This is a genomic window from Halioxenophilus aromaticivorans (genome assembly GCF_042850945.1).
GTDB classification, from domain to species: Bacteria; Pseudomonadota; Gammaproteobacteria; order Pseudomonadales; family Cellvibrionaceae; genus Halioxenophilus; species Halioxenophilus aromaticivorans.
The window spans coordinates 3831407-3854771 of record NZ_AP031496.1 but is presented as its reverse complement, the minus strand read 5'-3'; the positions used below and the strand labels follow the sequence as shown (position 1 = coordinate 3854771).

10 protein-coding genes are annotated in these 23365 nt (G+C 50.8%); 8 read left to right on the top strand and 2 right to left on the bottom strand.

The window, feature by feature from the left end:
* Position 1 precedes the first annotated feature (1 nt).
* Together ACGHM3_RS16475 and ACGHM3_RS16470 are read right to left on the bottom strand one after the other, a co-directional pair.
* Complete coding sequence (locus ACGHM3_RS16475) at positions 2-1045, bottom strand: hypothetical protein (protein ID WP_345425180.1); 1044 nt, start codon at positions 1043-1045, stop codon at positions 2-4.
* A gap of 368 nt (positions 1046-1413) precedes the next feature.
* Positions 1414-2685 carry a hypothetical protein gene (locus ACGHM3_RS16470; protein WP_345425177.1) on the bottom strand — a complete coding sequence of 424 codons (1272 nt, stop codon included), beginning with the start codon at positions 2683-2685 and terminating at the stop codon, positions 1414-1416.
* Positions 2686-3341: 656 nt separating this feature from the next.
* Between ACGHM3_RS16470 and purU the strand changes: the two genes are divergently transcribed.
* The 8 genes from purU to ACGHM3_RS16430 all read left to right on the top strand — a co-directional run bounded on the left by purU (position 3342) and on the right by ACGHM3_RS16430 (position 23356).
* Positions 3342-4232, top strand: coding sequence for a formyltetrahydrofolate deformylase (gene purU / locus ACGHM3_RS16465; protein WP_345425174.1), 891 nt, complete (start codon positions 3342-3344; stop codon positions 4230-4232).
* Positions 4233-5259: 1027 nt separating this feature from the next.
* Positions 5260-11982: an SDR family NAD(P)-dependent oxidoreductase gene (locus ACGHM3_RS16460; RefSeq protein WP_345425170.1), complete on the top strand. Its 6723-nt coding sequence runs from the start codon at positions 5260-5262 to the stop codon at positions 11980-11982.
* Positions 11983-12077: 95 nt separating this feature from the next.
* Positions 12078-16634: a beta-ketoacyl synthase N-terminal-like domain-containing protein gene (locus ACGHM3_RS16455; RefSeq protein WP_345425167.1), complete on the top strand. Its 4557-nt coding sequence runs from the start codon at positions 12078-12080 to the stop codon at positions 16632-16634.
* A 25-nt stretch (positions 16635-16659) separates the two neighbouring features.
* Positions 16660-19752: a PfaD family polyunsaturated fatty acid/polyketide biosynthesis protein gene (locus ACGHM3_RS16450; protein ID WP_345425164.1), complete on the top strand. Its 3093-nt coding sequence runs from the start codon at positions 16660-16662 to the stop codon at positions 19750-19752.
* Positions 19749-20519 (top strand): SDR family NAD(P)-dependent oxidoreductase, encoded by a 771-nt coding sequence (locus ACGHM3_RS16445; RefSeq protein WP_345425161.1) that lies wholly within the window; start codon positions 19749-19751, stop codon positions 20517-20519. Before ACGHM3_RS16450 ends, ACGHM3_RS16445 begins: the two co-directional genes overlap by 4 nt.
* A gap of 23 nt (positions 20520-20542) precedes the next feature.
* Entirely contained in the window at positions 20543-21775 is a 1233-nt protein-coding gene (locus ACGHM3_RS16440; RefSeq protein WP_345425158.1) for a thioester reductase domain-containing protein, read from the top strand.
* Between the two features lie 46 nt (positions 21776-21821).
* On the top strand, positions 21822-22538 hold the full coding sequence (locus ACGHM3_RS16435; RefSeq protein ID WP_345425155.1) for a hypothetical protein: 717 nt from the start codon (positions 21822-21824) through the stop codon (positions 22536-22538).
* Between the two features lie 17 nt (positions 22539-22555).
* Positions 22556-23356 carry a nitrilase-related carbon-nitrogen hydrolase gene (locus ACGHM3_RS16430; RefSeq protein ID WP_345425152.1) on the top strand — a complete coding sequence of 267 codons (801 nt, stop codon included), beginning with the start codon at positions 22556-22558 and terminating at the stop codon, positions 23354-23356.
* Positions 23357-23365: the final 9 nt, after the last annotated feature.

Sequence of the window (23365 nt, the reverse complement as noted above, 5' to 3'; positions counted from 1 at the left end):
ATTACTGCTGGTTTTTGTACTTGCGGTATTCTTCCCACAGTTTTTCCCGCAGCTCTGGGTCTGATTCTTTCATCGCTGCCTCACGGATTTGGCGAGCTACGATGTCATCGTCGTTGCCACTGGGGATATCCGCCGGTGGGGCGCCGCTGCCGGTGGGCGAGTAGTCTCCGGATCGGCCGGCGGTGCCAGCGGGCATGTTGCCGCCACCACTGGATTCGTAAGCGTCACCTGGGCCGTCTTGTTCGGGCTGGCCACTGCCAATTTCGTCGAATAAAGGCCCGGACACTTCGGTTTCACTGAGTTCATCTTCGCTGCCGGCGGCATTGGCTCGGTTGGCCATGGTTTCTCGCTCGCGCAGGATCATGCCATCGTAGCTGCTGATTGAGCTGTTCAATGCGCCTTCGAGTTCTGCCACTCGCTCGGCTGAACTGGCGCCGCCGCCTCCGCCGCCACTGGCCTGTTCGGAAAAGTCTTCAAGTTCGCCACTGGAACCCTCGTCGAGGCTGGGTGGCTGGTCGCTGTGTTGGCCGCGGTCTGCGCTGCTGGCTTGTTGCTGGCCGTCTTGCCCGTCGCCCTGGCGACTGGAGCCAGGTGATTGGTTGCCGGGTTTGTTGCCTGAGCCGGTGCTGATGGTGCCAGTGCTGGCACCATTGCTGCCCACGGAAACCGATACGCTGCCGGCACTGGCTCCGGCGGATCCGGCACTGGCGCCCACTGAGCCAGCAGAAGCGCCAACCGAGCCGACACTGGCTCCGGCGGATCCGGCACTGGCGCCCACTGAGCCGGCAGAAGCGCCAACGGACCCGGCGCTGGCCCCCGCGGAACCCGCGCTAGCACCTACAGACCCCGCACTGGCGCCGACGGAACCGGCACTGGCACCGGCTGATCCCGCCGATGAGCTGCTACTAGCGCTAGGAGGCGTTGGGAGTGAAGCTTGGGATTGAGTGGATTGTGCTCCGCAGCCGTTTAAAACTAAGGGTGTAATGGCTGCGACCAGCAGGGCCAGGGGCGAAAGTTTTCTTCTATCGCTGCGGTGCATAAGCATGGCGGCCTCAATGAGATAAGGTTGCAATTTTAACGGGACGATAATCTGGGACACAGAAGTGAGAAGAAAGTTTACCCCCAGCGAGCAAAACGCCTAAAGACGTCGATTTATGTATGGCTCGTCATTATCACCCCATAATCCGTTGGGTCTTGTTACGATTATTCGTCGTCCGTTATTACCAATTTACCACAAATTTTTATCCTCACAGAGCACTCCATAATCCCAAGAAATACTCTGTGTTTAATGTGTAGGTTCGCTTTTAGCGGGCCTTGGATAAACAGGTAACGCCGCCTCGGCATACCGACGTCATGGCTTGGTTGTTACATCCGCCGATAAACCGCGCCGTCCTGCCAATGATTACTGCTGAATTAAGATTTAGGCAGTATGTAGCGATGTACGATGCCCTTAGTGTCAACCGGTTTACCGGCCACCATGCGCGGCCTGAACTTCGCGCTTTTTAAACTGCGGCGAACCATAGCGCGGTTGCCGACGTGGTTTTCGGGCTTCGACTCCAAAATATCCACGTTGCGCGCTTCCCCACGGGAGGTGACATCAAATTTCACCAGCACATAGTCGTGGGGCTGGTTTGGGTTGTGCGCCTGGGTTTCCAGCAGTGGCATATCTGGCAGTGCGTGAGGTTTATCGAACAGTTCTTTAGAGAACTCATCCAAGGTGTTAGTGGTGGCAATTTTGTCAAACGCCAACTCGTATTGGCCCATGGCCGCGTTGGAGCGATCAAACATCATGTACCAGTCGCCCAGCTGTACATGGGCAGCAATCAAATCCGATTGATCGGTGTGATCGGCGGTCTCGTAGATGTCGATCATTTTGGTGATGGCTTGTTTGCCATTGTAATAACTGTTGAGGATGTAATGATCCAATCGAGCTTTGCGCTCGGCCTGGGCGGTGTCGTTGCCATTGCTACTGGTGGTCATCATTGCCGAGCGTCGGCTTTGCTCCGCTTTTAAGGTGGCGAGATAATAATTAGACACGGCCAAACCCTTCAGCGGCTTGATCATTTGCATGTCTTCGCGGCCGTAGTTTTTGTCGATAATGTCAATCGACATGGCAAACAACTGATGCGCGCTCAACAAATGGTTGGCGATATTCACGGGGCTTAAGGAGAAGGCGTTCAGATGCCAGGAGCTCATTTTTTCAAGCATTGGCAGCATGCGAGGGTCATCGACGCCGAAGTTGCGCTGGTGTAACCAGTACATGTGCGAATGCCGTTTGGCGGCTTCGTCCCAATCGCCCAGGGCAATTTGGCTTTCGATCATGGCCTCCATGGCCGGCACCTGATTCATGCTGTACAAGCCTTCGTTAATGCGTTGCACATGCAGGGCACGCTTAAAGGCTTCAACGGCCTCAACGTGTTTGCCACGGGCTTGGTACCCGGTGGCAAGGCTAAGCAGGTGCTCGCCTAGCGATGCGCCAAAGGCGCCTTGTTCCGATTCGATTCGGGCTATTTCATCGTACACGTCGTCGGCGGGGGCTGCCTGGGCTGTGCTGGCTACAGCGGGCAGTAGCAACCACAGGCTGGCCCTGGCGAGTATGCCCGGGCGATAAACTTTGGGTGAACAGCGACAAAACAGGGACTTTGGCATTGTTGGATAGCCCACTTTTTTATACGGGTCTGCCATGATTGACACGTTAGTAACCACGCCACACCGGCGTTAAGACCACGGCTGTTTGCACGTGTCACCCATTTGGCATGGATACACAATAAACAGTGGCGAAGCCATAAGTGTGCCAATCCGTTTGGCGATTCTGTCGATTTCTAAGCAGACTGCAGGTTAATAATTATTGGTCTTGCTGGTGACCTTCAGGGTGGCCCCGACATTACGATCCTATCTTTACGGGGTCACTTACCCCAGAACGGATGCCTAAGCGCCGTTACGTGTATGGACAATGACGGATGTACGTCGGATAGGGCTGAGGGTCGGGCAACACCAAACCACAGTAACCCAAGTATAGCCGTTCCCACGCTGCTAGTAGGCATTCTCCAAGCCACCAGTCGTCTATATTAGTTTGCCGTGAGGACGGATAGTTCACCCACATGCCAGCCATCACTGTTAAGACTCCCACAAACTTTGCGCAGGGCTCGACACTACGGGAACCTCAGGAGGCTTTACGGTTTCAGCCTGTCATTCGGTTTATAAAGTTTATGACATAGAACCTGGGCTACTAATGCAAAATCGATTTGAGCGCGGCTGATTAAAGCAACCAGCCTCAGCTTTACCCAGCTAATGAGCAATGTGGTATATTCCGCCCAAAATGGAAAGCCCAGGGAGTATTAATGAACGCCAGCAACACATTGGCCGACAATGGACACGTCAGCGAAGTCGTACTGCGTTTTAGCTGCAATGACCAACCGGGCATCGTGGCCGCAGTGGCCAACGCCTTCGCTCTCCAGGGTTTCAACATTCGAGAATCGTCTCAGTTCGAAGATCCCCACACCGGTAAATTTTTCATGCGCACGGTACTGAGTTCCTGTCAGGGCGAGAAATCTTTAGCCCAGGTGCGGTCGGTTTTTCAGCCCTTAGCCCAGCGTTTCGATATGGATTGGCAGTTGCACGACTACCAATACAAACCCAAGGTGGTGATAGCGGTATCCAAATGGGGGCACTGCTTGGAACATTTGCTCAACTCCTGGAAGCGAGGGGTGTTACCCATCGATATAGTGGCAGTGGTGTCAAACCACCAGGATATGGCCTCTTTGTGCCAGTGGTACGGTGTGCCTTACCACTATTTGCCAGTTACCAAAGACACCAAGGCAGAGCAGGAGCAGCAGATACTCGCGTTGATGCAAGAGCTTGCAGCGGATTTCCTGGTGCTGGCGAGGTATATGCAAATTTTGTCGGATAACCTGTGCCAGCAGCTGAAGGGCAAGGCCATCAATATCCACCATTCGTTTTTGCCCGGCTTTAAAGGGGCTAAACCCTATCACCAGGCTCATCAGCGCGGGGTTAAGTTGATCGGTGCAACGGCGCACTATGTGACGCCGGACCTAGACGAAGGTCCGATTATTGAGCAAGCCGTGGAGCGAGTCACTCACGCCAATACCCCCGATGCCTTAGTGGAAATCGGCCGTGATGTGGAGCGAGTCGTGTTGTATCGAGCTGTGCTTTGGCACGCTCAGCACCGAGTCTTGTTGAACGAGGATAAAACGGTGGTGTTCAATCGTTGATCCGTCTTTTCAATGGTTTTACAGATGCAGGCCTAGCCAAGCATTGCAGCCTGGCAGGCACGCTAAACACTCTAGCCGCTGCACCGGTTGGGGTGTGAAAGTCGGTATGAAAACAGAGCGCGAGCAGGGTGAGAAAGCAGGGGTTGAAAATTGGGCTTAAAAATTGGGCTTAAAAATAGAGTGTGGCAACAGAGGTTAAATAAGTCCCAATAGCGCCAGCCCCAACACTGCGCTAACAACATTAAAAATAAGAAAAATCTAACGTCTCCAAATAATCCAAGTGACTCATTGTCCTAACGCGTGTCGTTGATCCAGTACGTAAAAATCTCTTCAAATTAATTGCGAGTACAGCCACGGCTATTGTCGTTTTATATCCAGTGGAAAAAAGCAGTGGCCGAAAAGGGTTGGCAGGGTTGAGGGATGGATAAGTTATTAAGGTTTTCGAGGGCTAAAGCAATAATAAATCTGGCACGTCAGAAGTGGGTTGTCAGTTAGGTCGGCGCAAAATGTTGTCACTGAGTGTATAGGCTATTTGGCCCGCCAACCTAGGGCGGTAATGGATTTTGATCGAATAAAAAAATAAAATACTGTGCGCTCAGTCATGTCTAGCGACGGCCGTTATCTTTCTTTTTATATTTATTGTCTTTAAAACCTAGTTTGTGTGGCCATGTGTCAGCATAAGTCTTTTGTATGTCAGTATTTGTGAAGTGTCGGCCCTGCTGCAAACCCCACGGATACTAGTTACACTAGCTGCATCTTTTAGCTGGGCCTAATATAGTTGGGCTGGTTGCGGTTTATATGTTTTGTCCTATCCCTTTGTTCAGTCTATTGACTCTCCCTACGCAGATACTTAACCAAGCAGTTAATGCCATTGGATTTATTCTAGCAGGCCCAGGTGTGTCGGCTTTTCGTTGTATCTGGTTTGGGGGGTCGCGCCTGATTGACAGCAAAATAGATTAGATAGAGGCAGGAAGCCAAAACGTTTTTGATTTCGCACGTAAGTGCATCAAGGAAACAGGAGTAGGGAATGCGAAAAGGTGTGCCTATTGCCATCACTGGTATGGCCAGCCACTTTCCAAGTGCTGAAAATCTATTCGACTTTTGGAGCAGCGTTGAAAACAAAGTCGATGCTATTACCGATAATTTAGACTTCGAGGGTTATTGGAAAAAAAGCGATTACTACGAGCCCGGCACTAAGGACAAAGACAAAACCTATGCCCACAAGGCCGGTTGGGTTCCCCCCATTGATTTCGATCCGGTGGAATTTAAAATTCCCCCGGCAATGCTCGAATCTATTTGTAGCGCGCAGCTTTTTTCCCTATACGTAGCAAAGCAGGCTTTTAAAGATGCCGGTCTTTTCGACGAGAATTGCAAATTTAACCGCGAGCGCGTAGGTGTTATCCTGGGCGGCGCCGGTAACGGTAACACCTCTTTTATGCTAGCGGCTCGTCAGCAGGCGCCTTTCCTAAAACAAATCCTGTCAAACTCCGGTCTACCAGAGCCAGTGGCAGATGACATTGTTGCCCGCTTACTCGATCAATACTTAGAGTGGAATGAAGACAGCTTCCCCGGTTTTTTGGGCAACGTTGCCTGTGGTCGTATTGCCAGCTTCTTCGATTTAGGCGGCACGTCTAACATGGTTGATGCTGCCTGTGCCAGTAGCTTGGCGGCAATGAAGGCGGCCATCGGCGAATTAGCCGATGGTAGTTGTGACGCAGTATTGACCGGCGGTGTTAATCTCGAAAACTCCATCTTCTCATTTTTATGTTTTAGCCGTACCCCGGCGCTTTCACCCAGTAACACCTCACGTCCTTTTGACAGTAAGTCCGACGGCATGATGCTGGGCGACGGCGTGGGCTTGTTAGTACTGAAACGATTGGAAGATGCAGAGCGCGACGGCGACCGAATTTATGCCGTAATCCAGTCATTGTCCGGTGCCAGTGATGGTCGAGCCAAAAGTATTTTTGCTCCGCGCCGAGAGGGCCAGGTATTGGCGATCAATCGCGCCTACGATATTGCCGGCATAACCGCCAAAGACATCGAGCTGATAGAAGCTCACGGCACGGGCACCGCAGCCGGTGATCAAACCGAGCTAAAAAGTTTACACACCGTATACGGTGATCTCGGCCTGGATAAACAATCCGTCGCTGTGGGCAGCATGAAATCGCAAATTGGCCACACACGGTGTGCTGCCGGTGCTGCCTCGGCGATTAAAATGGCGCTGAGTCTACATCATAAAGTGTATCCGGCTACCATTAATGTAAAGCAGCCCAATAAATTCTTTGTGGAACAGGATTCGCCGTTCTACGTCAATACAGAAAATCGCCCCTGGGTTAAGGCTAAGCAAGCGGGCCCAAGGCGCGGCGCAGTCAGTGCCTTTGGTTTTGGCGGTACCAATTACCATATGGTAATGCAGGAGTACCAACAAGAACAAACCGAGCCATATCGACTGAACATAACGCCACAGGTGGTGATATTACACAAAGATTCTTGTCTGCAATTAACTGAGTCTTGTCAGGAGCAATTGACCGCGCTAAGTGGCGATAGTCCAGAGCAGGCCTTTACCGAATTGCTAAAGCGTCAAAACCATACCGCACTGGGCGCAGACGAAGCGCGAATCGGATTTGTTGCGAAAAATGCAGAGCAGGCGGCAGAATTATTGGCAACAGCTATTGGCCTGTTACAGCGTAACGGCGACAAGCCCTGGGAGCACCCTCGAGGAATTTACTATCGTCCCTTTGCTACACCAACCAATGGTAAGGGCAGGGTGGTAGCGTTGTTTCCTGGTCAAGGCTCTCAGTATGTGGACATGGGGCGTCGCATCGCCAATGAATACCCAGAGATGCGACAAGCCTTGGCCAGCATGGATGCCTGCCGGACAGATTTACAACAAGAGGCCATCTCTCGCATTGTGTACCCAGCGCCGGTATTTAACGAAGGCGATGCCAAAGCTAACCAAACAACATTAACCAGTACCGATAACGCCCAACCTGCCATTGGTGCGGTGAGTGCCGGTTACTACAATATTTTAAAGCGGTATGGCTTTAAACCTGATTTCGTGGCTGGCCACAGCTTCGGCGAGTTAACCGCCTTGTTGGCCGCAGAAGTAATCGATCAAGACCAGTTCAACCAATTGGCTATATTGCGCGGCAGCGCAATGAAGAGCCAGGCAGAAGACGGAAAAGACAGTGGCGCCATGCTGGCGGTTAACCTAGCGTTAGCTGACGTAGAGGCGGAAATAAAAGCCTACGATGATATCTATTTGGCGAATATCAATTCCGGCGATCAAATCGTGCTGGGTGGAGGTAGCGATCAAATAAACCGGCTGTGTGAAAAACTTAAAAATGACGGTGTGCGTTGTGCTCGGCTACCCGTATCCGCCGCATTCCATACACGCTACGTTGCCCATGGCGCAAAGCCGTTTGAGAAAGGCCTGAAAGACTTTAAGTTTAAACGGCCACACATTCCTGTTTATTCAAATGTGAGCGGTTGTGAGCATCAAGTAAAAGGTGATGCCATAAAATCTGCCCTGGCTCAGCAGTTGACCAGTGCTGTGCGTTTTAAAGAAACCATAGAAAACATTTATCAGGCTGGCGGCACACGGTTTGTCGAAATCGGGCCGAAAGGTGTTTTAGGCAAGTTGGTAAGCGAAATACTCGGTGATAGAGAGCACACCGTAGTTAGCCTAGATCCAGGCCAAAATGCGAACGAGAGTGAGAGCTTTCGCAAGGCGCTGGCGAAGATGATTGTCGATGGCATTGAGCTTTCTGGTCAGGACCCTTACGCCATTTTGCCTGAGTCTAAGTCCACCAACAAACGGCTAACCTTCCGAGTGAATGGTGGCTATTATTTTTCCGCGGCGTCCCAAGCTCGCCGAGAAAAAGCCAACCGTGTGGACACCGCGGCCTTGGATGACTACATAGAGCAGCAAGTACAAGCTATGTTGGTAACTCACAAGCCAGGCGCCGACCTTACCGAGACTTCTTCCCCTACCGAGCCTGTTTTTGAGCCTGTCTCAGACGATTCTCTGGCGCCGCGTGAGCAGGCTAGAGATTGGACTCATGCCCTGTTATTGGACGACCTAAACGATTACGAGGAGTTAGAAAATCATATGACTGACCAAAGCAAAGCAGCAAGAGGCCAAGCAGCAGGGCTTCTTAGTAGCCAGATCAACGCCCAGAACAGTGTTAATCAGGTTCATCAGCAGTTTCAAGAAAACCAAAAAGAATACGTTGGTTTTCTCCAGGCAATGATGAATAAACAATTCGAAGTTTTCGATAAGCATGGTGACAGCGCAAACTTCAAAGATATGGTGGCTAGCTTAAACCAAACGCTGCAGCTGTTAGAAAAAAATCAAACCTGCTATCACCTCAATCACGAAAAGTACTTCCTGAATCAGCAGGCGTTAATGGGTGCTGGTGTGAGTGCCGCGCCTTCTGCCTCGGCCATCAGCCCACAGTTGGCGGAGCCTGCAATCGAGCCTGTGACGATGCCAGCTCCGGCGGCAACACCAGCCGTAGAAGCTACCAACGCCTACGCATCTATTGTGCCTACCGTAGCCGCACCGGCGCCAAACTTGCCGGAAATGACTAGCCCTGCAGCCATGCCTGAGCCCACCGTTGCTGCGTCACCTGAGCCTGCTCCCGCAGCTGCGGCCTCGGGATTAACCGAAGAGGAACAAAAAGCCCTGGCGGAGCTGGAAAATCTCACCGAAGAGAAAATGGCTAAGGACCTGATCAAAGTCATCAGCGATAAAACCGGTTATCCCGACGACATGATCGGCGTGGACATGGATCTAGAGGCCGATTTAGGCATCGATTCTATTAAGCGAATCGAAATCATTGGTGCCATGTTTGAAACCTTTGATTCTAACGTCATGCCCGGCATTGAAAACGCCGAGGAATACTTAGATTTAGAAACCGTCGACGTAGACCAATTCAGCACCATCAACAAAATGGTTGAGTTTTTATACGGTCGAATCCAGGCCTATATGAACAGCCTTAAAGAGACAGCGGGCTCTGCTGTAACAGCACCGGAGCCTAGCCCCGTTGCGGCTGCACCCGCTAAAACCCCGGCCGGCCCGGTAGATGCCGGCGTGCAAGATGTGATGACCTCCATTGGCTTTGTAACATCATCCAATGATGTGAGTTCGGTAAAGTCTGATCCTGTCGTAGTTAAAGCCGATCTTCGAAATACGGCAGGAGCAATATCATCAGTCGAAGAAACTTTCTCTGCATCCGCGCCAGTGTTACTGGCGCAGTCGCTAGAGTCTTCTACACCTATAGAGCGCTACAGGGCAGAACTCACTGAGATCGCTCTGCCAGACCAACAGCCTTTGGCTTTGCCCGAAGGGTTTGCTTGGCTAGTGGTTGATGACGACCCTAAACTGGCCGGTGCTGTGGCAAAACAATTGCAAGAACAGCAGCAGAAATCCATCCGGTTGAGCTTAACTGGCAAAGATAAAGACGCCGATTTTAGCCTGCTTGAGCTCACCGAAGCGGCGATTACAGATACCTTGGGTAGCATCGAGCAACAGCATGGAAAAATTGGCGGTGTATTATTTTTAGTCTCGACCTCGCCGACTGCCAAATCCATCAAAGCAAGCTTCAATAAAAAAGACTACGCCAGTGTTGATGCGTTATTCCTGTTGGCAAAGCATCTGCAAGAGAGTCTAAACTCCGCAGCCGCCGCGGGCGATGCCGTTTTTATGGTGTGTTCGCAAATGGATGGCCAGCTAGGGACCTCTGGTAAACGCGTTTTTGCCACAGTGACCTCGGGCTACAGTGGCTTGGTGAAGTCGCTGAACTATGAATGGAACGGCGTGCGCTGTAAAACCGTTGATCTTAAACCGAAATTATCAGCAGGCGATGCCGCTGGTGTTATCCTGCAAGAGCTACAAGATCCAAGCAGTGAGTTGTTAGAAGTGGGGCGCATGTCGCTCAGTCAGCGTAGCACGCTGTCTCTGCAACTGGCGCCGTTGGATTTTTCAGCAAGCAACAGTGTAAGCGACGCCGATGTGATTCTGGTCTCAGGCGGTGGGCGTGGCATTACGGCGTCCTGCGTTAAGGCCTTGGCCGCCGAGTCCTCAGCCAGCTTTATTTTGCTGGGCCGCACGGACATTGAACAAGGTCAGCCGAGCTGGGTAGCAGAATGCGGCGACGATTTAAACGCACTGCGGGCGGCGGCTATCGCTGATATGCAGGCTAAGGGTGAACAGTTAACCCCGGTTAAAATCGACAAACGTCTGAACCCTATAGTCCAGGCTTTCGAGATACGTCAAACCATTAAAGATATTACCGCTTGTGGTGGTAAAGCCGTCTACCTGGCTTGCGATATTTTGGATAAAAAAGATCTGGCGGAAAAAGTTACTGCAGCCGAACAACAGCTGGGTAAAGTAACCGGCATCGTACACGGCGCAGGCAATTTAGCCGATAAAAAAATCGATCGAAAGACGTTGGTCGATTTTACAATGGTGTTTGGCACTAAAGTAAAAGGCTTGGAAAATCTGCTGGAAGTTATTCCAGCAAGTCAACTTAAGACATTGTGTTTGTTCTCATCGGTTTCGGGGTATTTCGGTAATGCCGGGCAAGTAGATTACGCCGCCGCCAACGAGGTACTCAACAAGTTGGCTTATCAGTTCAAGAGTCAGCACCCCAGGGTTCAAGTTAAGTCTATTGATTGGGGCCCTTGGGACAGTGGTATGGTTAACGCGGCTTTGAAAAAGGCCTACCAAGAGCGGGGCGTGGCTATTATTCCTGTAGATACCGGCGCGCAGATATTTGCGCGGGAGTACAGTAATCAAAGCGATGTGCAAATCGTTGTGGGCAGCGCAAATTACGCTCGTAGTGGTAAATGGGTTCGCAGCGAAGCCACCCCAAGGAGCTATATCCGAGACTTAGCTCAAGCAGCGAACCCCTTCCTGAAAAGCCATGTGATTGGTGGTAGTCCTGTATTGCCGGCAACCTGTGCCCTTGGCTGGTTAATCGACTGCGCTCGTAATTATGCCCCCAATTTTGCCGTTCAAAAAATCACTGGCTTCAGCGTTTTGAAGGGTGTTGTGCTGGACGGCAAGCAATCTGAACACTTTACCGCCTCTGTGGCTCCTGCCAGCGATGTTAGCTTCGATGCCAAAAGCCCGACGTTGAGCGTTGTGATTACCAGTACCAATCAAGGTAAAACAGTGCAGCATTACAGCGCTGATGTGCAGTTACAAGACGCTCAGGCGGAGTTGGATTTAGGGCGTTTGGCCATCGACCTATCGCAGGAAGCGGATCTTGGTGAACGAGCTCTGTACTCGGCCAGTGGTGAGCCAGCTTGGCTTTTTCATGGGCCCGCATTCGCCGGGTTAAAGAAGATACACAAGGTGACTGCCACAGAAATTGTTGCCAGCGGTGAACTGCAAAGGCTTTCCGATGCTGAGTACGGGCAATTTTCACCCCGGCGCTTTAATGGTTATCTGGCCGATGTATTGTTGCAGGCCCCGTATCTTTGGGTATTGCTCAATACCGACGGCGCCGGCTTGCCTTTAGGCGTTGAGAGTATAGAAATTGCCAAGCCGTTAGCGTTTGACCAAAAAGTGCTGTTACGGGCAACTATTGTAGAGAGCTCTAACAGTAGGCTGCTGGCCAATATCGAGGTCGCCGATTTCACCGGAGAAGTGTTTATTAAGCTCACAGGTGTGCAATTTACTTGTTCCAAAAAAATACGCAGTAAAGTCTTACACAACGATACCGTGCAAACGGAGGTGTAACGCACAAGTGGGGGCTTACCCTACTAGAGTTTTTGAAACGGTATCTCGCCGTTTCCCACAGATATTATCGAGTTAAACGTTTTTAGAGCCGATTTATGGAACCTATCGCTATTGTTGGCATGGGATGTTTATTCCCAGGCGCCGACACCCCCGCGCAATATTGGCAGAATTTACTGGCGCAAAAGGATGTCTCCAGCGCCCTGACCGAAGACCTTATTGGTGTAGACCCCGCTTATTATTTTGCTGAGAAAGCCGGTACCATAGATAAAATTCACTACCATAAAAATGGTCATGTGCGCGGTTTTGATTTCGATGCCAGCGAATTTCAACTGGCGTCCCAGTTTATTGGCAGCTTGGATAATCTGTTTAAATGGACGATGTACGCAGCCAAAGCGGCGTACAACGATGCTCATATCACCGCTAGGGAGGCTAGCCGCTGCGGTTTGCTATTAGGCAATATCGGCATGCCCACCCATTTGGGAAAACAGCTAAGTAACCGGTTGTACAGCCAAATACTCGAACCCTATATCCAACAACTGTTAGGCGACGATAGATTTAGTTTCGCCAACTACTGGCCGGCGGAGGGAATTAGCGATAAAAATTTATCCACCGCAAGCTTGAACGGCATCCTGGCGGCCGAGGCTCTGGGTATTAAAGGCCCAAGTTACACCTTGGACGCCGCCTGCTCATCGGCCATTTATGCCATGCAACTGGCCAGCTTCTACCTGCAAACCAACAAAGCCGATGTCATGCTCACCGGGGCCGTTTGCCACGCCGATCATATCTATATAGACCACGGCTTTAATATTCTGCAGGCATTTCCTGATACCGGCAAAGACTCCATTCCTTTTGATCGCAACTCCGACGGACTCAAGGCCGGTGAGGGCGCTGGCGTTGTAGCGTTAAAACGATTGCGTGATGCCGTGGCCGACGGCAACCAAATTTACGGCGTGATTGAGTCCATTGGCCTGTCTAACGATGGTGGCGCCAAGCACATATTGGTGCCCGACCACGAAGGCCAAATGTTGGCTTTGCAGCGAGCCTATGGGCAAAATGCAGCCAACGAGGGCGCCGATGTCGACTACCTTGAGTGCCATGCTACGGGAACGCCCGTGGGCGATCAGGTAGAATTAAATTCCGTTGAACGGTTTTTTACAGAGCACGGGCAGTTGCCTTTGATCGGTGCCAACAAAGGTAATATTGGCCATATGCTCACAGCATCGGGCATGGCCAGTTTAATGAAAATATTACTGGCCATGCAGCACGACGTCATTCCCGGCACCGTACAATTGCAGGATATGGTGGCCACCAAGCAGGGTAAGTTAACCGCCGATAACGTTGTGCGCGAAACCACTGACTGGCCAAGTCACCAACAGCGCGGCTATAAAAGAGCCGGTATAAACGCATTTGGTTTTGGTGGTGTGAATGGCCACATGGTGGTACGTGAATTCCGCCCTGGCCAAGAGCTGGTAGCGGAATTATCTGCAGCTGACCAAAGCAACAGTTTTATGCCATTGGCAGTCGTGGGTATGGGTGTTGGTATGGCCAGCACCAGTAGCATCAGCCAATTTAACGAGGTGTTAAAAAATTCAGCCTGTGTGGCCGACGAATTACCACCAACGCGCTGGTCAGGCTTGCAGCAACGCCCTGACTTACTGATACCCAACGGCCTGGCCGATGCGCCGCTTGGGGCCTATATCGAAAAGTTTGATTTCGATTGTAAGCAATTTAAGTTGCCACCCAATGTGGCTGGTATGCATTTGTTATCACACATGTGGTTGATGCAGCTGGCAGCGGCCGCATACAAAGATGCGGGTTTTCAACCTGGGAAAGAAAGACGTAACATTGCCGTTATTGTTGCTTCAGATAACGACTACCTCTGCTACCGTTATCAAGCGCGTAACGAAGCTGCTTGGCAGGTGAGAGACAGTCTGCAAAAGTCCGGTATTGATTTATCCGCAGAGCAAACTGCAACGCTGGAATCTATTGTCAAAGACAGCCTATTCCCCGAACCCTACGCTGAAGGTATTACCGGGGGAATCAATAATGTGGTAGCCAGCCGCATCTCTGCTTCCTTAGGATTAAATGGCCCGGCACTGTCTATTTTTGCGCAAGAAAATTCAGTATTCCGGGCCATTGAGCTGGCTCAGTTTTTACTTTCGCTGAGCGAAGTGGAGGCGGTTATTGTGGGCAGCGGCAGTTTTTGTGGTGGGTTTGAAAATATTTACCACACCGGCCAAGCTGCGCCTAATACTGGTAATTTTAGTTTGTCTTTTGGTATCGATAGCAACGGCGCAAATGTTGGCGAGGGCGGCGGCGTGGTTGTGCTACGGCGTGCGCAAGATGCCGAGCGAGACAACGCCGCGGTCTATGCCAACATTGATGGCCTAGCCATTGAACATAGCCAACAGTCATCCAACAGCGACTTTATCCCGCAGGTCGAAGAGATCATCGCCACCGCTAGGCAAGCACAGGAGCAGGCCGGTGTGGCAGCGGCGGATATTAGTTACGTTGAAGCTCATGCCAGTGGCTACAGCCGAGAGGACAGTGCTGAAGTAACGGCACTGGCTGAATTATACGCATGCCCTGCGCGGCCCATGACCGTTGGCTCGGTCAAAGCGAATTACGGCCATACCGGCAGTGCTTCCGGCATGGCCAGTTTGTTAAAAACCTGTCTATGTTTGGCCCAGGGATATTTGCCGGGTACACCGAACTGGCAGGGGGCAAAGTATCCTCAGCTCAACGATGGCTCCGGCTTGCAGGTTTTACAACAGTCCTCAGATTGGCCAACTAAAGGCCAGGGCCGATACGCGGCGATAAACAGCTTAGGTGCCGACTATTGCTATGCGCACATGATCCTAAGTGCCGCTAAGGCGTCTCAATATAAAGCCTTAAGTGAGCAACGCTTTGACTCCGGAGCGCAACAGCGGTCGTTGTTGAAGACCATTTATATTGGTGGCGATAAAACCATCGCCGACAAGATTGTTAATGACGACAATCGCCGGGCACTTGGGCTTGAGCCAATAGCAAAGTCCGTGGCGCAGTCGATCTCACAGCCGATCTCGAAACCAATCTCTCAATCGAATTCACAACCGATTTTGCAAGCCAGCCCGGAAACTGTAACAGTACCAAGTTATCAGGCTGAGCCCAGCCAGATGGTTGCTGCCAACGGGCAAGCGGCTAAGTCACAACCTGAGGCGTTCCAGCAGCAGTTGGCTCGTTTGTCCCAGGCCGAATTTCAACGTGCGGAAGCGACACACCTCCAGTATTTGCAAGTTGAACAGCGATTTTACAATCGTGTCGCCTCGATGTTGCGAGGTGACGCTTGGGGGGCGGCCATGAGCCGAAACGGCGTGGCTCAAAGCAACAACTTGCAGCCTAATACTGCGCAATTGACGGCAGCTCATGGCATGACACAGCCTGTGGCAGCACGGCCTGCGGCGGTGCCTCTGGAACAATTGTACAATCCCTCATGTCTGTTAAACGAACGTCAGTTAGTAGAGATCACTAACGGTTCGGTGGCGAAGGTTTTAGGCCCGGACTATGCCGAAGCTGACACCTACGCCATACGCACTCGCATGCCTTCGCCACCCTATATGTTTGTATCTCGCATTACAAAACTTACCGCCCAACCCGGTAAGCTGGAACCCTGCGAGATTCAATGGGAGTACGATTTACACCCGCAGGATTGGTTTGTTTATCACGGCTCCGTGCCAGCGTTTGTAAGCCTAGAATCCTCCCACGCCATGATTGTTGCCTTCACCTACATTGGTTGCGATCAAATGTTTAAGGGGGAGTTACGATATCGGGCAATCGACAGCAAAACCGAAATTTTTAGCCCCATGCCAAAAGCCGGTGAGGTATTAAAAGGACGAGTTCAAATTCACTCGTTCACCAAGGTGGGCAAAAATATTCTGATTAACTATGAATACGATGGTTATGTCGGTGAGCGGCACTGTTTTAAATTGACCGCTACCTCCGGGTTTTTCCCATTAAAAGATATTGAAAAATCAAAAAACCTCGACACCAAAAAGTTATTTGCCAGTGCCCAGTCTAACGCTGCACCCGCACCCATTTTGCGATGTCAAAAAACTCAATTCAGCAGCGGCGATATTGAAGCGGTACAACGAGGTGATTTGGCCGCGTGTTTTGGTCAAGGCTTTGGGTACGCGAAAGTCCCTGGCTTATACGCTACACAATCGAAAATGTTAGACCGAATTCTACAGGTAGACCAAACCGGTGGCGCTTGGGGGTTGGGTCAAATCATTGGTGAACGTGATATCGACCCCAGCCATTGGGCATTTAAAGCCCATTTCAAAAATGACCCAGTACTACCAGGCACCTTGATTGTGGAGGGCGCAGAGCAAGTACTACGCTTTTATTCCTATTATCTTGGTATTCACAGTTTAACGCACCTCAAAGCGTCGCTACTTAAAGATCACCACTACAGCGCCAAGTTTCGCGGTGAGGTGAAGTGTGCCGTTGACAAGCTGCGCTATCGACTGTCGGTGAAAGACTTTTCAGTACAGAAAAACACCGCCAGCGACATAACTGAAATATCATTGCATGTAATTGCCGAAACACTCTACCGAGATAAAGTCATCGGCATTTGTGACAACTTAGGCATGCGTTTTACCAGCGGCGAAGAATAGACATTATTAAAGGTTAGAGACACCTATGAAACAATCGGTATTGCAACTTTCGGTGGCGCAGGGCAACCAGACATTTGTGTGGGAAGGCGCACCACGCGATGTTTATCAAACCGAAGCGGAAGTCCGGCGGTTATTGCAAAGCCTGCAAACGCCGCTCTACGTGCTTAATATTAACGGCAACGTTGTGTTGGAAGAGCGCGGCCGACTGGCTGCCGTGGATGACGACGGTATTGGTTGCCTGGGTATGATCAACTCACTGGCACCCATGAATCTTGGTAACGCAACCTTCTGCCAGGCCTATAACACACGTTATCCCTATTATGCTGGTGCCATGGCCAACGGTATTAACTCCGTTGCTATGGTTATTGCTCTGGGCCAGGCGGGTATTTTATCGTCTTTTGGTGCTGGTGGATTATCTGCCCAGCGAGTGGCAGACGCTATTGATGAACTCAATCAGGCTTTGCCAGAAAAACGCTACGCGATAAACCTTTTGCACAATCCTGGCCACCCAACCTGGGAAATGGAGTGTGTAGAACATTGCCTTAACAAAGGCGTAAAGTTAGTTGAGGCATCCGCCTATATTAATTTATCCGCTGCATTAGTGTATTACCGGGTTGCTGGCTTAAGGCAGTTAGAAGATGGCCGGGTAGTAAGCGATAACAAAATTATCGCTAAGGTATCTCGGGCGGAGGTGGCCAAAAACTTCTTAATGCCACCACCGGAGAAATTGATATCCAAGTTAGCAAAAGCAGGCCTAGTCACTGAACAACAGATGGCCCTAGCCAAATCAGTGCCCATGGCTGATGACATTACCGTGGAGTCGGATTCCGGCGGCCACACCGACCACGGTGTGCTGTCTTGTATCTTCCCTGAGATAGTGGCCCTGCGTAATCAAATAACTTCGCAGCAAAACTACCCGGAGGCTCCCAGAGTGGGGGCGGCTGGCGGTATCGGTTCACCGGAGGGTGCCTGGGCTGCCTTTGCTATGGGCGCGGATTATATTGTTACCGGTTCAATTAACCAGGCCTGCGAAGAATCAGGCACCTCCGAGACTGCTCGTGAGCTGCTAAAAGCCGCCACTGTCACCGACGTTGTGTCGGCGCCTTCGGCGGATATGTTCGAACTGGGCGCTAAAGTTCAGGTGTTAAAAGCCAACTCCATGTACGGCGTACGCGCACAAAAGCTGTATAGCTTATACAAACAGTACGAGTCTATGGAGGCGCTGCCGGAGAAAGAAACCTCGGTGTTAGAAAAAACCGTATTTGGCCAACCGCTGGCAGCTGTATGGGCGGACACCAAAGCGTTTTTCGAGTCCCGTAATATGCAGGATATCGTCGCCAAGGCCGAAGCCAATGCCAAAAAGAAAATGGCGTTGGTGTTCCAGTGGTACCTTGGGCAGTCATCGAAGTGGGCCATTGAAGGCAACGACGAGCGCAAAGTGGATTATCAAATTTGGTGTGGCCCAGCCATGGGGACCTGTAACCAATGGTTGCAAGGTAGCAGCATGGAAAAAACTCGCTCCGTGGTGGCCATTGCTGAGAATATTATGTTTGGTGCGGCCTACCTCGCGCGGGTCGCGGTGTTAAAGAATTTGGGCGTAATAGTGCCGCCGGCGTTGGCGGCTAGCCCCGTACTATCTGTTAGCAAAATAAAAGAGCTGGTTGGTTCACTCCAATACAGCTTTGGCCCAACGCCCGCAAGTGAGCATCATGGCAACCCCACGCAACCTTTAGAAGGAAACACGGCGATGTCTACAGTAACCGAAGCAACAACCAAGCTTAATTTAAAAGAGTCTAAAGCGTACTACAAAAAAACCTGGGACTTGTTGCCGGGCGGAGCCCACTATAATTTTGCCGACCCAGAACGCCCGTTGGTGATCCCTTTTAATAAAGGCCGAGGCTCAAGGGTGTGGGATTTAGACGGCAACGAACATTTGGATTTGTTTGCCAAGTTTGGTGCTATGTTTGTGGGTCATAATAATCCCGACTACATGACGGCATTACGTAAATACATGGACAAGGTCACGTCAGTCGATACCTGTGACTTGGAATACGAAGTGTGTTCAACCTTATCTCGTCATATCCCCTGCGCAGAGATGGTTCGCTTTGCACTGAGCGGAACCGAGGCGGTACAAAATGCGTTGCGCTTAGCGCGCGCCTACACCGGTAAAAACCGGTTTGTTCGCTTCCAGGGGCATTATCACGGTAATGCCGATAACGTGATGGGCGGGCGCAAACCGCAGGATCTGTCCTGGCCTGTACCAGAAATGTACCGTGGCGATTTGATGGACACAAAAGGCCGCGCGGATGGCATCTTGCAGGAGCAATCCTTTATTCTGCCCTGGAACGACATTAACGCCCTAGAAAATACCCTGCGCAGTTTCGGCGACCAAATAGCGGCGGTATTAATGGAGCCCATTTGTATGAACGGCGGTGGTATTTTACCGCGCGCCGGGTATCTACAGCAGGCCAAGGAGCTGTGCGAAAGATACAATGTCGTCCTTATATTCGACGAGGTCATTACCGGTGTTCGAGTTAGCTTGGGTGGGGCACAAAAAATCCTAGGCGTTACACCGCACTTATCGGTATTCGCCAAAGCGCTCGGTGGCGGTTCTATGCCAATCTCCTTGATAGCCGGGCAAAAAGACCTTATGAACCTCTACACCAAAGGCGGTGTTATCCATGCGGGTACCTTTAACGGGTATCCACTGGGGCTGGCTGCGGTGCAAGCGACCTATGAGATTGTTGAGAATGACCCAGGCTGTTATGAGCGCATGGGCGGATTGATGGGCAAAATCTCCAACGTATTTGTCCGCGCCGCCGTGGACGTGGGCATGGAAATGGTTGTCCAAGGTATGCCAACCGCTTTGGTTTATCACTCCCAAGGTCAGTTGGTTGATCGGTCGGAAGGTTATACCGATAAAACCAAATTCGGCGATGTCATCATCCGAGAGGTGTCCAAACGTTTTGGTCTGCAGTTCTCGCCGTTATCGCGTTTGTATCCCAACCTAATGTTGAACGAAAGCGATGTGGATTTCTTTGCCGATCGAATTCACGATTCACTGACCGAAGCCAAAAAAATGATCGACCTGGCATTTAAAGAAGAGGCCAGTGCGTGAGCAAGCAGGTAGCGTTGGTAACGGGTGCCGCCGGTGGTTTTGGTAGCGCCATTGGCAGATCACTGCACGATGTCGGTTATCACGTGGTGCTGGCTGATATCAGCCAGCAGCGTTTAGAGGCACTGTCAGAACACCTTGGTGCGTCATCACGCTACACGTACATGGTGATGGATGTATGCGACATCACCCAAGTGCAAGCGGTGGCCGATACCATCCAGGCCAATGTGGGCGAAAACATCAATGTTTTGGTGAACAACGCCGGGATTTTAGAAAAAAACTACTGCTTACAAGACACCGGGCCTCCGGCGGCGGATAAAATTTTTGATGTTAACCTCAAGGGCTGTTTTAACTGTACTTCGGTGCTGTCTCGTAAAATGGCCAAGCAGCGCTACGGCCGCATTATAAACATCGCCTCTATCGCCGGTGTTTGGGGAGCCTCGGGTGGCTCTGCCTACGCCGCCTCCAAAGCCGGTCTTATCAAGGCCTCCGAATCCTGGGCGCGTGAGCTTGGGCCGCTGAATATCGTGGTCACCGCGGTTGCACCGGGAATCTGTAAAACCAATATGTTTGGCCAGTTTATTAATGTCGAGAAGGCTTCGGCTTCCGAAAACGCCAGCAAATTGGAAAAGTCGATGGTACCCAGTGGCCGTTTTGGCACGCCGGAGGATATCGCTGAGGTTGTTACCTTTCTCGCTACCTGTAAAACCACATTTATCAATGGCACGGTCATTGAAATGGACGGTGGTATGCGAGTGGGCCAAATTTAATAAAACATAGGTGTATTGCTGGAATGAGTTATCAAGGCAAAACTTCGGTTAACAATATCTTTATGACCGGTGCCACAGGTGTAATGGGCGCACGCCTGCTGTTAGAAATGTTACGCACCACGGATGCCATGGTGTACTGTTTAAGTCGAGCTAAGTCAGCCGCTGACGCCGCCGAAAGAATCAATGCTTTGGTGGATGTATACGATACGGTCCAGGACAGCAAAGATCAGCGCTGGCGAATTGTGCCGGTACTCGGTAATTTGATAGAGCCTCAATTTGGTCTAGCGGAGGACGTTTACCAGGAGCTTACGGAATCTACAGATATCGTCTATCACTGCGCCGCCAATGTGAGTTTAATTGCGTCGTTTAAAAAGTTAAAACCAACCAACGTCGATGCCGTGGCAACCATGGTTGAGTTTTGCCTCTGTGGACAGATTCCGCTGATATTTGTGTCTAGTTTTAGCGTCATTGGCGATGATCTGTATCACGACGTAACCATGTTGGAAACGGAGCTAGATCGCGGCCAAAACTTCCCCGATTTAAACTACGAACGTTCTAAATTTGAGGCGGAAACGCTGATTCATAATGCTTCCGAGAGAGGCCTTAATTGGGCCATTGTGCGGCCGGGTAATATTTGGGGCGACAGTCAAACCGGGGCCTACCCCCTGTTTGAAACCAAGGTTAAAGGCATCTATTACGAAATTATCAAAACCTTAGTAGAAACTGGCCTTACCTACACGTCAGAAGAGAATTTCGATATTTCACCGGTGGACTATGTCTCTCAGGCCACTCTGTTTGTCGGTTTGAATATTCACCAAACCAATCACCAAACCTACCACCTCACCAGCCGCGCACCGATCACTTACAACCAGTTGGTTCAAGGGGTTCGGAATAAAGGCTACCGGATTGATGAAGTCCCCAGTGAAGACTACTTTTCGGCCATCAAAGACACTCGAATTATGCGTGATGGCAAGGTCTATCGATCTATGTTCACCGATTTTGCTGGCATGCTGATGAATGAATTTGAAGATTTAGACCTTACCGAGAAAGGTCGCTGGGACACCAGTGCCATTACTGGGTTATTGGCAGGAACCTTTGTCCAGTACCCAGATTTCGATCAAACGATTATGAATCGGTATTTGGATTACTGCGAGCAAAGAGGGTGGATCAATAGCGTGGCCAGCCAAGGCCCGCAGGCAGAAATCCTTTCCCAAGACGATGACGACGATGAGGATTACTTCATCGGCCAGCGTTAGCGCTTGCGCAGCCATTCAGTTTGCAACCACTATTTACGGTCAAAACATGGAATCAGAAACATTACAGCAAATGCCACAAGAGGCTCAGATTCACTTTACCAATGAGCACCGGCTGGAAATTCTCAGTGGCGACAAGGAAAAGGTGGTTGGCAAGGTGCATAGCATTCGTCGACGCTCCACTACAAAAGCCGGCTTGGCAAGAGTGGCCATAGTCACTGATATCAATATCGAGGTAGAGAGTTTCTGGGGCGATTATGCCCTGGAGGCACACGAAGAACTGATTATTGAAGACTCCGCGGTGATTTATTATCAGGGGCAATCCAACGAGAACGACCGTGAGTCAACCATTGTTGCTCAGGCGACGGCTGAAGGGTTGGATATTAACGCTACCGGTGATAAAAAAAGTGATAATTTCACGGCTTTATTGCCGCCCGGGGAGTACGATGCGACGTCATTGAGTATTGGTTGGGTGTTTGCTAATCGTTACCTAAGCCGAGGCGTTACCGAGGCGACTTTAAAAATATTGGACTTGAACGATTTTAAAATTAAAAAAACCGCCGTAACGCAGCTCGATAGTGCCGAGCTTGAGGTGCAGGGCCAGCGACTGGACTGCCTTAGATTAGCGATGAAATCAAAGCGCAAACGCACGGAGCAATGGTTTGCACAAGATGACAGCGGTATTTGGTTAATTAAAGAGCAGGGCGAGGACTCCGACGGTAAATACGCCTTGCGTCCAACATCCACCGTTAATACCGAAAACTAATCATTACAGGAGTGGTTATGATTGGCCAGTCGCTACCCATTAAAGAACGCTTAAATGTAGCGTTGGTTCAGGCCGACCCAGTCTGGGAAGATTGGCCGGCTAACCAGCGTTATTACGATGGTTTATTGTCCTCGTTGACCACGGATGTTGACTTGGTGGTGTTACCAGAAATGTTCAGCAGCGGTTTTACTCAATCGCCGGGTAAGGTAGCCCAGAGCAGCGACGGTGCAACCGTAACCTGGATGCAGCAACAATCTGCCAGGTTGGACTGTGTGTTGGTGGGTAGTGTGGTCACCCAGGATGAGGATAAATATTACAATCGTCTATTTTGGGTTTTTCCCGACGGCAGCACCGTCACCTATGACAAAAAGCACCTGTTTACCTTTGCCGGGGAGCACCACAATTACTCTGCTGGCGATCGTCAGTGTGTGGTGGATGTCTATGGATGGAAGTTCGCCAGTTTTATTTGCTTCGACCTGCGGTTCCCCGCCTGGTGTAGAAATACTGAACAGCAATTCTACGATGCCGCTTTGTTTGTGGCCAGTTGGCCAGAGTCTAGGCGTGAACACTGGATGGCGTTACTGCGTGCTAGAGCCATCGAAAATCAGGCCTATGTGGTGGCGGTGAACCGAGTGGGTATTGATGGCAATGATTTTTCTTACAGTGGTGACAGCCAGGTGGTTGACGCCATGGGCCGATGCCAGGTTCACCTGAGCCACCAAGAGTCGGTGCATTTTACTCAGTTAGATAAAACCGCATTGACCGGGATTCGGAGCCAGTTTCCGTTTTTACCCGAGTCAGATCCTTTTACGTTATAACGAATTAAT

Coding starts and splice junctions, on each gene's coding strand:
- ACGHM3_RS16475 (WP_345425180.1), bottom strand. CDS start 1,045: ATGCTTATGCACCGCAGCGATAGAAGAAAACTTTCGCCCCTGGCCCTG.
- ACGHM3_RS16470 (WP_345425177.1), bottom strand. CDS start 2,685: ATGGCAGACCCGTATAAAAAAGTGGGCTATCCAACAATGCCAAAGTCC.
- purU (WP_345425174.1), top strand. CDS start 3,342: ATGAACGCCAGCAACACATTGGCCGACAATGGACACGTCAGCGAAGTC.
- ACGHM3_RS16460 (WP_345425170.1), top strand. CDS start 5,260: ATGCGAAAAGGTGTGCCTATTGCCATCACTGGTATGGCCAGCCACTTT.
- ACGHM3_RS16455 (WP_345425167.1), top strand. CDS start 12,078: ATGGAACCTATCGCTATTGTTGGCATGGGATGTTTATTCCCAGGCGCC.
- ACGHM3_RS16450 (WP_345425164.1), top strand. CDS start 16,660: ATGAAACAATCGGTATTGCAACTTTCGGTGGCGCAGGGCAACCAGACA.
- ACGHM3_RS16440 (WP_345425158.1), top strand. CDS start 20,543: ATGAGTTATCAAGGCAAAACTTCGGTTAACAATATCTTTATGACCGGT.
- ACGHM3_RS16435 (WP_345425155.1), top strand. CDS start 21,822: ATGGAATCAGAAACATTACAGCAAATGCCACAAGAGGCTCAGATTCAC.
- ACGHM3_RS16430 (WP_345425152.1), top strand. CDS start 22,556: ATGATTGGCCAGTCGCTACCCATTAAAGAACGCTTAAATGTAGCGTTG.